This is a genomic window from Umezawaea sp. NPDC059074, from assembly GCF_042738955.1.
Lineage (GTDB): Bacteria > Actinomycetota > Actinomycetes > Mycobacteriales > Pseudonocardiaceae > Umezawaea.
On the sequence record NZ_JBHYHC010000014.1, the window covers coordinates 29,915 to 43,268 of the forward strand.

At 70.3% G+C, this 13,354-nt stretch carries 8 protein-coding genes; all 8 read left to right on the forward strand.

Features of this window, described 5'->3' with window-relative positions:
• Nucleotides 1-367: 367 nt before the first annotated feature.
• The 8 genes from ACFWW9_RS09705 (at nucleotide 368) to ACFWW9_RS09740 (ending at nucleotide 13,341) form a co-directional block, all read left to right on the forward strand.
• Entirely contained in the window at nucleotides 368-3,391 is a 3,024-nt protein-coding gene (locus ACFWW9_RS09705; protein ID WP_390373937.1) for a glycoside hydrolase N-terminal domain-containing protein, read from the forward strand.
• A gap of 20 nt (nucleotides 3,392-3,411) precedes the next feature.
• Nucleotides 3,412-4,842, forward strand: coding sequence for a M20/M25/M40 family metallo-hydrolase (locus ACFWW9_RS09710; protein WP_390374105.1), 1,431 nt, complete (start codon nucleotides 3,412-3,414; stop codon nucleotides 4,840-4,842).
• Nucleotides 4,843-4,932: 90 nt separating this feature from the next.
• Complete coding sequence (locus ACFWW9_RS09715; protein ID WP_390373939.1) at nucleotides 4,933-7,590, forward strand: glucosidase; 2,658 nt, start codon at nucleotides 4,933-4,935, stop codon at nucleotides 7,588-7,590.
• A 205-nt stretch (nucleotides 7,591-7,795) separates the two neighbouring features.
• A complete protein-coding gene (locus tag ACFWW9_RS09720; RefSeq protein ID WP_390373941.1) occupies nucleotides 7,796-8,614 on the forward strand; it encodes a transporter substrate-binding domain-containing protein in 819 nt (272 codons plus the stop codon).
• A 71-nt stretch (nucleotides 8,615-8,685) separates the two neighbouring features.
• The gene (locus ACFWW9_RS09725; protein WP_390373943.1) at nucleotides 8,686-9,477 is read left to right on the forward strand and encodes an amino acid ABC transporter permease; all 792 of its coding nucleotides are present in this window, start codon (nucleotides 8,686-8,688) and stop codon (nucleotides 9,475-9,477) included.
• Nucleotides 9,477-10,238: an amino acid ABC transporter ATP-binding protein gene (locus tag ACFWW9_RS09730; protein WP_390373945.1), complete on the forward strand. Its 762-nt coding sequence runs from the start codon at nucleotides 9,477-9,479 to the stop codon at nucleotides 10,236-10,238. The genes ACFWW9_RS09725 and ACFWW9_RS09730 overlap by 1 nt, the downstream gene beginning before the upstream one ends.
• Nucleotides 10,239-12,416: a hypothetical protein gene (locus ACFWW9_RS09735; RefSeq protein ID WP_390373948.1), complete on the forward strand. Its 2,178-nt coding sequence runs from the start codon at nucleotides 10,239-10,241 to the stop codon at nucleotides 12,414-12,416.
• Nucleotides 12,417-12,435: 19 nt separating this feature from the next.
• A complete protein-coding gene (locus tag ACFWW9_RS09740; protein ID WP_390373950.1) occupies nucleotides 12,436-13,341 on the forward strand; it encodes an ROK family protein in 906 nt (301 codons plus the stop codon).
• Nucleotides 13,342-13,354 lie beyond the last annotated feature (13 nt).

Consider the following 13,354-nt stretch of genomic DNA (forward strand, 5'->3'; position numbering starts at 1 on the left):
GAACTGGGAGAACAGTCGGAAGGTCGACCTTTTGACCTCCGACCACCGAGTTCGGTCACCGAACACGGTTGTCCCGGTTACCGTTCGTTAACCTCGTGACCACTCTTCGGCCAGTTCTCGCCATGATCAACTCGATGGCCGGCCACCCTCCGGGAGAGATTCCGAAGACATCCGATCACTGACCGACCGCCGAGTCTTCGTCCACGCGTCCCAAGTGGCGTTAATTAGTTCATCGACTACGCCAAACAGCCTGATTCTGTGAGCTGCGCTACACAGACATCTGATGTCTTGTTAACGTCGGGGTCACCTGCAGGCGTCGACGCGGCAGTCGTCCGCCGTCGGCGCGCACCCGGTCGGTGGAGGACGCATGAACGCCCTGCGCACAACCGTTCCAGCTCTTGTCACGATCCTGCTGTCCGCACTCACCCCGGTCGTCGCCGCCGCTCCCGACGTGGGCGCGGCGGCGGCCGGACCGCTCACCCTCTGGTACGACGAACCCGCCACGGACTGGGAAACCCGATCCCTGCCCATCGGCACCGGCGCGCTGGGCGGCGGCGTCTTCGGCACCGTCGCGAAGGAGCGGATCCAGCTCAACGAGAAGACCCTGTGGACCGGCGGTCCCGGTTCGACGCAGGGCTACAACTTCGGCAACTGGACCAGCCCGAGGCCGACGGCCATCAAGGACGCCCAGGACCGGATCGACCGCGAGCGCCGGGTCGCCCCGTCCGCCATCGCGTCCGCGCTCGGCCAACCGAAACAGGGTTTCGGTTCCTACCAGACGTTCGGCGAACTGGGCCTCACCCTGACCACCGCGCCCAGCGGCGTCACGAACTACCGCCGCGACCTGGACATCGGCCGGGCCGTCGCCACGGTCGCCTACGACGCGGGCGGCGTCCGCTACACCAGGGAGTACTTCGCCAGCGCCGCCGACAAGGTGCTGGTCGCGCGGCTGTCGGCGAGCCAGTCGGGCAAGATCGGCTTCACCACGGCGATCACCGCGCCGGACAACCGGTCCAAGCGGACCACCGCGAGCGGCGGGCGCAGCACGTTCGCCGGAGCCCTGACCGACAACGGGCTGAAGTTCGAGTCGCAGCTCCAGGTGATCGGCCAGGGCGGGTCGCGGACCGACAACGGCGACGGCTCGGTGACCGTGGCGAACGCCGACAGCGCCGTGGTCGTGCTCGCCATGGGCACGAACTACGCCGCCGACTACCCCACCTACCGGGGCGCCGACCCGCACCAGCGGGTGCAGTCGACGGTGGACGCGGCCGTGGCCAAGGGCTGGAACGGCCTGCTCAGCGCCCACGAGTCGGACTACAAGAACCTGTTCGAGCGGGTCCGGCTCGACCTCGGCCAGCAGGTGCCGTCGATCCCGACCGACGACCTGCTCGCCGGCTACGCGAACGCCGCTCCCGCGACCAAGCGGGCGCTGGAGGTCCTGTACTTCCAGTACGGCCGGTACCTGCTGATCTCCTCGTCACGGGCTGGCTCGCTGCCCGCGAACCTCCAGGGCGTGTGGAACAACAGCACGTCACCGCCGTGGGACGCCGACTACCACGTCAACATCAACCTCCAGATGAACTACTGGCCCGCCGAGACCACGAACCTCTCGGAGACCACCGCGCCGCTGTTCGACTACGTCGACGAGATGCGCGAGCCAGGAGCCGTGACCGCGTCGACCATGTACGGCAACCGCGGCTGGGTGGTGAACAACGAGACCAACCCGTACGGCTTCACCGGCGTGCACAACTACCCGCAGTCGTTCTGGTTCCCCGAGGCGGGGGCGTGGCTCGCGCAGCACTACTACGAGCACTACCTGTTCACCGGCGACCAGGCGTTCCTGCGCGACCGGGCGTACCCGGTGCTCAAGTCGCTGGCCCAGTTCTGGCTGGACGAGCTGAGGGTCGACCCGCGCGACGGGAAGCTCGTCGTGACGCCGAGCTACTCGCCGGAGAACGGCGACTTCTCGGCGGGCGCGGCGATGTCGCAGCAGATCGTCTGGAACCTGTTCACGAACGTCGTCAACTCCGCCGGGCTCGTGGGCGACTCGGCGTTCGGCGACGAGGTGCGGACGGCGCTGGCCAAGCTCGACCCCGGCACGCGGGTCGGGTCGTGGGGCCAGTTGCAGGAGTGGAAGGAGGACTGGGACAGCCCCACGGACACGCACCGGCACGTGTCGCAGCTGTTCGGCTTGTTCCCCGGCAACCAGCTCACGACCCCGGCGCTGACCAACGCCGCCAGGGTGTCGCTGACCGCGCGCGGCGACGGCGGCACGGGCTGGAGCAAGGCGTGGAAGATCAACTTCTGGGCGCGGCTGCTCGACGGCGACCACGCGCAGAAGATGCTGTCCGAGCAGCTCACCGGCAGCACGCTGGCGAACCTGTGGGACACGCACCCGCCGTTCCAGATCGACGGCAACTTCGGCGCGACCTCCGGGGTGGCCGAGATGCTGCTCCAGAGCCAGAACAACGTCGTCCACGTGCTGCCCGCGCTGCCCAGCGCGTGGCCGACCGGCTCCTACGCCGGGTTGAAGGCCCGCGGCGGGTCGACGGTCGACGTGCGCTGGTCCGGTGGGTCGGCGACGGAGATCGGCGTGACGGCCGGTCGCTCCGGGCCGCTGACCGTGCGCAACGGGCTGTTCCGGCAGTCGTACCGGCTGGTGGACGCGACGACCGGGGCGACCGTGCCGGTGACGGCGAACGGCGACTCCATCACGTTCACCGCGCAGGCGGGGCGGCGGTACGTGGCCACCGGCGGGTGCGGCGACGCGGCCTCGGACACGCCCGTGGTCGCGTGGGACCCGCAGTCCGGTAACACCGTTACCGACCGGTCCCGCAACGCCCGGACCGCCACCGTCCAGGCGGGCGGGGCGTACGCCGCCGAGGGCTCGACCGGCACCGCGCTGGTGCTCGACGGCAACCGCTACCTGCGCACCCAGCCGACGTCGATCGGACGGCTGCCGCAGGCCACGTTCGCCACGGAGGTGAAGGTGACGACGACCGGCGGCTACCGGCGGCTGTTCGACTTCCAGCCGTCCGGCGACCCCGGCACGGACGGGGTGCTGGTCGACCTCACGCCGACCAACCAGGTGCGGTTCATCGGCGCGGGCACGGGCGTGACCACGGCCGCGGTCGTCCCGACAGGTCGCTATGTCGACATAGTCGTGACGCTGCTCAACGGTGTTGTCACGGTTTACCTGGACGGGCGGCAGGCGGCGACCGCGCAGGTCACCACCAGCGGCATCAACGCGTGCGCGACCAGGGAACTGCGGTTCGGGGCCGACCAGGGCGGCGGGCAGCGGCTCACCGGCGCGGTCGACCGGACGGCGATCCTGGCCAGGGCCCTCAGCGCGGCCGACGTGCCGAACTGGAGGTCGATCGCCTTCGGCTGACCTGCGCCGTTCGTGACAGGATCGGGAGCGTGGACCGTTCAGCGCTGACCCGTACCGTCCGAGGGCTGTGGGATGACGACATCCTCCCGAGCCTGTCCGAACTGGTGGCCGTGCCCGCGATCTCCCCTGCTTTCGACCCGCAGTGGGCGGAGCACGGTCACCTCGCGGCCGCCATCGAGCACGTCCAGGCGTGGATCGCCGCCCGCGACCTGCCCGGACTGACCACCGAGGTGTTCGAGCTGCCCGGCCACGCGCCGCTGCTGCTCGTCGACGTGCCCGCCACGCCCGGTGTGACCGCGGAGGGCACCACCGTGCTCTACGGCCACCTCGACAAGCAGCCGCCCGTGGCCGACTGGTCGGAGGGCCTCGGCCCGTGGACGCCGGTCGTCAAGGACGGCAGGCTCTACGGCCGGGGCGCGGCCGACGACGGCTACGCCGGGTACGCCGCCATCGCGGCGCTCGAAGCGGTGCACGCCGCCGGTGGCGCGCACGGCCGGTGCCTCGTGCTGCTGGAGACCAGCGAGGAGTCCGGCAGCCCGGACCTGCCCGCCTACCTCGCGCACCTGGGCGACCGGCTCGGCGACGTGTCGCTCGTCGTGTGCCTGGACTCCGGCGGCAACGACTACGGCCGGATGTGGCTGACCACGTCGTTGCGCGGCCTCGTGCAGGTCGGCCTGACCGTGCGCGTGCTCGACGGCGGCCTGCACTCCGGCATGGCCAGCGGCATCGTGCCCAGCTCGTTCCGGATCGCCCGGCAGCTGCTCGATCGCATCGAGGACTCCGCCACCGGCGAGGTGCTGGTCCGCGAGATGCACGTGGACATCCCCGCCAACCGGCTGGCCGAGGTCCGCGAGGCCGTCGCCGCCGTGCCCGGCACGCTGACCGAGACCGTCCCGTTCGCGGGCGGCACCACGGCCATGGACAAGGACGAGGTCGAGCTCGCCCTCAACAGCGGCTGGCGGCCGACGCTGTCCATCACCGGCGCCGAGGGCCTTCCGCCGCTGGACGACGCCGGCAACGTGCTGCGGCCGTTCACCACGCTGCTGCTCAGCTTCCGCCTCCCTCCGACCGCCGACGCCGCCGTGGCGTTCGAGGCCGTGAAGGAGCTGCTGACCACGGACGTGCCGTACGGCGCGACCGTGGAGCTGAGCCGGGTCGAGCACGCGGGCGGTTGGAACGCCCCGGACCTCGCGCCGTGGCTGCGCGAGACGCTCGACGAGGCAGGGAAGGACGTCTTCGGCAACCCGTGGCGCACGGTCGCGCTCGGCGGCTCGATCCCGTTCATGGGCCTGCTGCACGAGGCGTACCCGAACGCCCAGTTCCTGGTCACGGGCGCGGTCGGCCCCGACTCGAACTGCCACGTGCCGGACGAGTCGCTGAACCTCGACCAGGCGGCGAAGGTCACCGAGGCCGTCGCGCTGGTGCTGGACGCGCACGCCAAGCAGGGCTGATCCGCTGTCGGGCGGGGCCGCGCGGTCCCGCCCGACACACATAACGTCGCGGTAACCGGGCTCTCTGGATCGATGCCGCACACTGTTCGGGTGAACGAGCAACGGCAGAGGACCGAGCGGACGAGGCTGGCCGCGTCGGACTCACCCGATGCGCCCTGGCGCCTGTGGGGGCCCTACCTGGCCGGACGCCAGTGGGGCACGGTCCGCGAGGACTACTCCGCGTTCGGCGACGCCTGGACGTCATTCCCGTTCGACCACGCGCGGGCCCGTGCGTACCGGTGGGGTGAGGACGGGATCGCGGGCATCTGCGACGTGCACGGCTTCCTCAACTTCGGCGTGGCGCTGTGGAACGGCCGTGACCCGATCCTCAAGGAGCGGTACTTCGGGCTCACCAACAACGAGGGCAACCACGGCGAGGACGCCAAGGAGTACTGGTGGGTGACCGACGGCACGCCCACGCACTCGTGGATGCAGGTGCTGTACCGGTACCCGCAGGCCGAGTTCCCGTACGCCGAGCTGCGCGACCTGGCCGCGACCGCCGGTCGCGAGTCGCGTGAGCCCGAGCTGTCCGACACCGGGGCGCTGGACGAGAACCGGTTCTTCGACGTCGTGATCAGCTACGCCAAGGCCGGGCCGACGGACGTGTGCGTGGAGATCGCCGCGACCAACCACGGGCCGGACCCGGCCCCGCTGCACCTGCTGCCGCAGCTGTGGTTCCGCAACACCTGGGCGTGGGGGCGCGACGAGCGCAAGCCGTCGCTGACCGCGTCCACCGCGGACGGCTGGCACCGGGTCACCGCCGAGCACGGGAAGCTCGGGCGGTACACGCTGCACGTCGAGGGCGCGCCGTCGCTGCTGGTCACCGACAACGAGACCAACGAGGTGGCGCTGTTCGGCGCCGCCGCCAACCCGACCGAGTACACGAAGGACGGCGTCGACCGGCACGTCGTCGGCGGCGAGGACACCTGCCAGGTCGTCGACGGCACGTCCGAGCCCGGCACGAAGGCCGCGGCCTGGTACTCGTTCGACGAGGTCGCGCCCGGCGAGACCGTGGCGATCCGGCTGCGGCTGGTCGAGGGCGACGGGCACTACGACGCGTTCGGGCCGACCTTCCAGTCCACTGTGGACGTCCGAAGGGCCGAGGCGGACGAGTTCCACCACGACCTGATGCCCGACGCGGACCGGCAGAAGGCCGCCGTGGCACGGCGTGCGCTCGCCGGTCTGATGTGGACCAAGCAGCACTACCGCTTCCGCACCAGGGAGTGGCTGGACGGCGACCCGGCGCAACCGGCCGCGCCCGGTTCGCGCAAGTCGCCCGGTTCGCGCAACGCGCACTGGCGGCACTTCGACTGCGCCGACGTGATCTCCATGCCGGACGAGTGGGAGTACCCGTGGTTCGCGGCGTGGGACCTCGCGTTCCACACCGTGCCGTTCGCGATGGTCGACCCGGCGTTCGCGAAGGAGCAGCTCCTGCTGCTGTGCCGCGAGTGGCTGATGCACCCCAACGGCCAGATCCCCGCGTACGAGTGGGAGTTCGGCGACGTCAACCCGCCCGTGCACGCGTGGGCGGCGCTCCAGGTGTACCGGGCGGAGGAGGTGCCGGACCGGAAGTTCCTCGCCAAGATCTTCCACAAGCTGCTGCTGAACTTCTCCTGGTGGGTCAACCGCAAGGACGCCGACGGCAGCTACCTGTTCGAGGGCGGGTTCCTCGGCATGGACAACATCGGGCCGGTCAACCGGTCCGAGCCGATGCTCGGCGCGTGGCGGCTGGAGCAGTCCGACGCCACGTCGTGGATGGCCGCCTACAGCCTCCACCTGATGCAGATCGCGCTGGAGCTGGCGCGGCACGACGAGTCCTACGAGGACGTGGCGACGAAGTTCGTCGAGCACTTCCTGGGCATCGCGGAGGCGTCGACCCAGTTCGGCTCGGGCGGCGGCGGGATCTGGGACGAGGCGGACGGGTTCTGCTACGACGTGGTGTCGCGCAGGCTCCCCGACGGCACGGTCCAGTCGCAGCCGGTGCGCGTGCGGTCGATGGTCGGCCTCATCCCGCTGCTGGCGTCGGCCGTGCTGGAGCCGTGGGTGTTCGAGGAGCTGCCGAGCTTCACCAGCAGGCTCGACCACCTGATGGCCCGCAGGCCGGAGCTGGTGCAGTTCCTGACCTGGCAGGACCGGCCGGACGGCCGCCGCAACCTGCTGTCGCTGCTCGACGACCGCAAGCTGCGGCTCGTGCTCGCCCGGATGCTCGACGAGGGCGAGTTCCTGTCGCCGCACGGCATCCGGTCGATGTCCGTCGCGCACCGCGAGGGCCTGGAGGTGCACGTCGGCGACCAGGACCACCGGATCGGCTACGAGCCCGGCGAGTCGCGCACCCCCATGTTCGGCGGCAACTCCAACTGGCGCGGCCCGGTGTGGTTCCCGACCAACGCGCTGCTGGTGGAGGCGCTGCGGACGGTGGACTCCTTCCACGACGGGCAGTTCCGCGTGGAGCTGCCGACGGGGTCGGAGCGGGAGGTCACAGCGGGTCAGGCCGCCGACGAGCTGGCGCGGCGGCTGGTGTCGCTGTTCCTGCCCGACCACGACGGCCGCAGGCCCGCGGACGGCAAGCGCGTGGAATCCACCGACTCTCCGCTGTGGCGCGATCACATCACGTTCAGCGAGTACTTCGACGGCGACACGGGTGAGGGATTGGGCGCGACGCACCAAACCGGGTGGACGGCTCTGGTAGCGGGACTACTCCATCCGTGACCTGCGCCGATGCCGCTCGATATGCGCTCTGCGTGTGCGTGCGGTGTGATTCACCACGATCGCGTGTACGACATTCGGCCGAATAGGACTGTGACGCTCAATTCGGCAACGCGAACGGGATGTAACACGGACGTGCTGTCCACCATGTCACCCAAGTGGCAGTATCCCGAACACTCGACCAACTCAGTTACGAGGAGTGACCTCAGTGGCCCGTCGAACAAGTCACCAGGTGTTCGCCCTGCTCCCCGCGCTGGGGCTCGCCGCAGTCGCGGTCGCGGGGTGTGCCACGAGCACGAACACCGGCGGCACCGCCGGTGACAGCGGTATCGCCGTCGTCAGCGCGGGCAAGCTCACGACCTGCACGCACCTGCCGTACGAGCCGTTCCAGTTCCGCGACGGCGACAAGACGGTCGGCTTCGACGTCGACCTCGTCGACCTCGTCGCGAAGGACCTCGGCCTCACCCAGACGATCGTGGACACCCCGTTCGAGGGCATCCAGTCCGGTGAGGACATGAACACGAACAAGTGCGACGTGGCCGCGGCGGGCATGACGATCACCGACGTGCGCAAGCAGAACTTCGACTTCTCCGACCCGTACTTCGACGCGGAGCAGGCCCTGCTGACGAAGAAGGGCGCGGGCTTCAAGGACCTCGCGAGCCTCAAGGGCAAGAAGATCGGTGTGCAGGCCTCGACCACCGGCGAGGAGTACATCAACAAGAACAAGGACGCCAACGGCTACGAGGTCATCCAGTTCGAGGACCTCGCGCTGGAGCTGACCGCCGTGCAAACCGGCCAGGTCGACGCGGCGGTGAACGACAACGGCGTGCTCTACGACTTCGCCAAGAAGAACGCGGAGACCGAGGTCACCACCGAGTTCGCCACCGGTGAGAAGTACGGCATCGGCGCCAAGAAGGGCAGCCCGCTGATCGCCAAGATCAACGAGTCCCTGAAGAAGGCCAAGGACAGCGGCGAGTACGACAAGATCTACGAGAAGTGGTTCGGCAAGAAGCCGGCTACGAAGTAACCAGCTCTCGCGGGGGCCGATGCCGAGCATCGGCCCCCGTTTCTTGTCCGCCCGAGTTCGCGAGGTAATCCATGGCCCTGTCCAAGCGCCAGCGCGCGAAAGCCTTCCGCGGCGTCCAGTACGGCATCCTGGTCGTCGTCATCGTCGTCTTCGCCTTCGTGGCCGACTGGGGCACGATCAAGCGGGCGTTCTTCGACTTCGAGGTGATGTCGAAGCTCTTCCCGGACGTCATCTTCGTCGCGCTGAAGAACACGATCATCTACACGGCCCTCGGGTTCACCGTCGGCCTGGTGCTCGGGTTGGTCCTGGCGCTGATGAAGCTGTCGCCGGTGCCGCCGTACCGGTGGATCGCGACGATCTACATCGAGTTCTTCCGCGGCATCCCGGCGCTGCTGGTGTTCATCGCCTTCAACTTCGGCATCCCGCTGGCGTTCCAGGTCCGGTTCGACAACCTGACGACGGTGACGATCGCGCTCGCCATCGTCGGCGCCGCCTACATGGCGGAGACGATCCGCGCGGGCATCCAGGCCGTGCCCAAGGGCCAGATCGAGGCGGCCCGCTCGCTCGGCATGTCCCAGGGCCGCACCATGGCCACGGTCGTCATCCCGCAGGCGTTCCGGATCATCCTGCCGCCGCTGACCAACGAGCTGATCATGCTGACGAAGGACTCGTCGCTGATCTACCTCATCGGCGTGCAGTACGAGCAGCTGGAGCTGACGAAGTTCGGCCGCGACGCCATGAACCAGTACCGCGGCATGACCCCGATCCTGGTCGCGGGCGCGCTGTACCTGATCATCACCCTGCCGCTCGGGTACCTGTCCCGTCGCCTGGAACGCCACACCGGCGGGAAGAAGGTGTCCTGATGACCGAACCGGCAGTCGTGATCACCGGACTGAAGAAGTCGTTCGGGCCGCTGGAGGTGCTCAAGGACATCGACCTCACGGTCGCGTCCGGCGAGGTCGTCTGCATCATCGGCCCGTCGGGCTCCGGCAAGTCGACGATGCTGCGCTGCGTGAACCTGCTGGAGGAGCCGAGCGGCGGCAAGATCGTCGTCAACGGCGTCGAGATGACCGACCCGGACGTCGACATCGACAGCGCCCGGACCAAGATCGGCATGGTCTTCCAGTCGTTCAACCTGTTCGCGCACCTCAGCGTCATCAACAACCTGACCGTCGCGCAGCGCAAGGTGCTCAAGCGCGGCGAGAAGGAGGCCGAGGAGATCGCCCGGCACAACCTGGAGCGCGTGGGGCTGACCGACAAGGCCAACGCCATGCCCGCGCAGCTCTCCGGCGGCCAGCAGCAGCGCGTCGCCATCGCGCGGGCGCTGTCGATGAGCCCCGAGGTCATGCTGTTCGACGAGCCGACGTCCGCGCTCGACCCGGAGCTCGTGGGCGACGTGCTCGGCGTCATGCGCCAGCTCGCGGACGAGGGCATGACCATGCTCGTCGTGACGCACGAGATGCAGTTCGCCCGCGAGGTGGCGGACAAGGTGCTGTTCATGGACGGCGGGTACGTCGTCGAGCAGGGTCCCGCGGCCGAGGTCATCGGGAACCCGCAGCACGACCGCACGAAGTCGTTCCTGGCCAGGGTGCTCAACCCGACGCACCAGGACCCGACCGACTAGATGGCGGACAACGGGGCGCGCGGGCTGGACGTCTTCGACGACAGCCCCGCGCGATCCTTCCGGATGCCCGCGGCCGACGTGCTGCGCGGGATCGGCGAACCGGACGTCGCGGGCAACTGGCGGATCCCCCGGCGTCGAGCGAGCGCCCCGCCGGTGATCCGGGTCGTGGACCGGTTCCTCACCGGTGTGCTGGACCTGCGGGCCGTGGAGCTGAACTACCTGCTGGAGTTCGAGCGCTGCCGGTTCGAGCAGCCGCCGGACCTGCGGCAGAGCAAGCTCGCGGGCGTCGAGTTCCGCGGGTGCTGGCTGCCCGGCCTGGCGGGCCGCAACCTCACCAGCGCCAACGACGTGTCGCTCGACGGGTGCACCGTCGAGGGGCCGGTCGACCTCACCGACTCCGACATCGCGGGCTCGGTGGTGCTGCGCACCAGCACCGTGAGGATGCCCGGTGAGCTGGCGCTGCACGCGGACCGGATGAAGGTCGCGGGAGCGCTGCTGGCGTACGGCATCCGCACCGAGGGCGAGGTGCGGGTCGCGGGCGCGCAGATCAGCGGCAACTGCAACTTCAGCGGGGCCGTGCTGCACAACCCGTCCGGGTTCTCGTTGAACGGCAACGGGATGCAGGTCGGCGGCAACCTGCTGTGCGGCGTGTGGGCGGAGACCGACCAGGGCTTCACCGCGCACGGCGCCGTGGTGCTGCCGAACGCGCGGATCAGCTCGGCGTTCACCATGCGGCGGGCGGCGCTGCACGCGGGCGACGACCGCGCCGAACCGGACCTGGCCGACCCGCACGCCGACCCCCACGCGTCGCTGGTGCTCGACCGGACGTCGGTCAGCGGGGACGTCGAACTGGACCGCGGCTTCACCAGCGCGGGCACGCTGCGGATGCTCAACGCGACCATCGGCGGCACCCTGTCGCTGTCCGGCGCGCACCTGGACGCGGTCAAACCCGCGGGCGGCAACACCGACCCCGTCGGCCGGGGGCGGGCGCTGCACCTGGACGGCGCCGAGATCGGCGGCGACCTCACCGCGCGCGAACTGGTGGTGCGCGGCCAGTTCCGGATGGTCGACGCCACCGTGCGCGGCAGCCTCGTCCTGGACGGCTCGACCCTGTCGAACCCGCACGCGGACACCGTGCTGGCCAACCGCTGCCGGGTGGGCAGCAACTTCAGCGCCCGCGAGGCGGACGTGGCGGGCGTGCTGGAACTGCGCGCCGTCCACATCGGAGCCAACCTCGACCTGCGCGGCAGCAGGCTGATCCAGCCGGGCAAGTACCGCCACCAGCCGGGGGAGAAGGCGTCGGTCGACATCGGCGGCGCGACCATCGGCCGCGACCTCATCTGCGCCCGCGGCGCCAAGGAGTTCGTCGCCCACGGCGGCGTCCGCACCCGCCGCGCCCAGATCGGCCGGACGGCCAACTTCACCGGCTCCGTCCTCGGCGACCGGCTCGACAGCCACGCCCTCAACGCGCTCGGCATGCAGGTCCCCGAACTCGTGCTGACCCCGGTCAGCCCGCCGAAGGGCAAGGTCACGCTGCGCGGCGCGGGCTGCACCACGTTGGAGGACAACGAGACGTTCTGGAGCGCCACCGGCCGGATCGACCTCGAGGACTTCCGCTACGACTCCCTGCGCCACTCCATCGACCTGCGCGACGACGCCTCCGTGCAGCGCAGGCTGCGCTGGCTCCGCCAGGCGATGCGCCACCGCTACCGCCCCGGCCCGTACGACCAGCTCGCCGCCCTGCTGCGCGCCAGCGGCAACGACGAGCACGCCTCCACCGTCCTGATGGAGAAGCAGCGCCTCCGCTACATCGCGGTCGCCGAGGGCACCCGCATCGTCGGCCCGCTCGTGCTGCTGTGGAGCTGGCTCCAGCGGTGGATGGTCGGCTACGGCTACCGCCCCGGACGCGCCCTCGGCTGGCTCGTCGTGTCCTGGATCCTGGGCAGCGCCTACTTCGCCGTCGGCCCGCCGCTGACCGTGATCAACGCCGACGACACCCTCCCGTGGAACCCCTGGCTGTTCACCATCGACCTGGTCGTCCCGATCGTCGACTTCGGCAACAAGAACCGCTGGCAGACACCGGGCGCGGCGCAGTGGATCGCGTCGGGGCTGATCGTCAGCGGCTGGACCCTGGCGACGACCGTGGCGGCGGGTCTGACGCGGATGTTGAAGCGGTAGTGCAGGTAGCCTCGCGCTCGTGACGGATGTCGTGCTGGCGTTGGACGTGGGTGGCACCAAGATCGCCGCCGGGCTGGTCGACCGGGACGGCGCGGTGTTGCGGGCCGTGCGGGTGCCCACGCCGGTGGACGACGCCGAGGCGACGTGGGGGGCCGTGGCGTCGGCGATGGAGCAGGTGCTCCAGGGCGAGATCGTGTCCGGGGTCGGGATCGCTTGTGCCGGGCCGGTGAACGCCGGGATCGGGGCGGCCAGTCCGATCAACATCCCGCTGTGGCAGGACTTCCCGTTGCGCGAGCGGGTGGCCGACGCGCTGCCCGGCGTGCGGGTCGAGCTCGCGGGTGACGGTGTGTGCATGGCGTTGGGCGAGCACTGGTGCGGTGCGGGGCAGGGCAGTCGGTTCATGGTCGGGCTGGTCGTTTCGACCGGCGTCGGTGGTGGGCTGGTGTTCGGCGGGCGGCCGTTCGGGGGGCGGACCGGGAACGCCGGGCACATCGGGCACGTGGTCGTGGAGCCCGACGGCATCGCCTGCCCCTGCGGTGGACGGGGCTGTGTCGAGGTCGTGGCCGGTGGGCCGCGGCTGGTCGAGTGGGCCCGGCGGCAGGGGTGGCAGGCGCCGGAGCACGCCGACGCGGCGCACCTCGCGGCCGCCGCCCAGCACGGTGAAGAGGTGCCGTTGGCGGCGTTCGAGCGCGCGGGCTACGCGGTGGGGTTGGCGATCGCGGCCACGGCCGCCGTGTGCGACCTGGACCTCGCCGTCGTGGGCGGCGGGGTGGCGCAGGCCGGTGACCTGCTGTTCGACCCGATCCGGCGGTCGCTGGAGCGGCACGCGGGGCTGTCGTACCTGGACGGGCTGCGGGTCGAGCCCGCGCGGCTCGGTGGCGAGGCCGGTCTCGTGGGGGCGGCGGCGTTGGTAATCGATCGCTGAAAGTCGTTGCCAC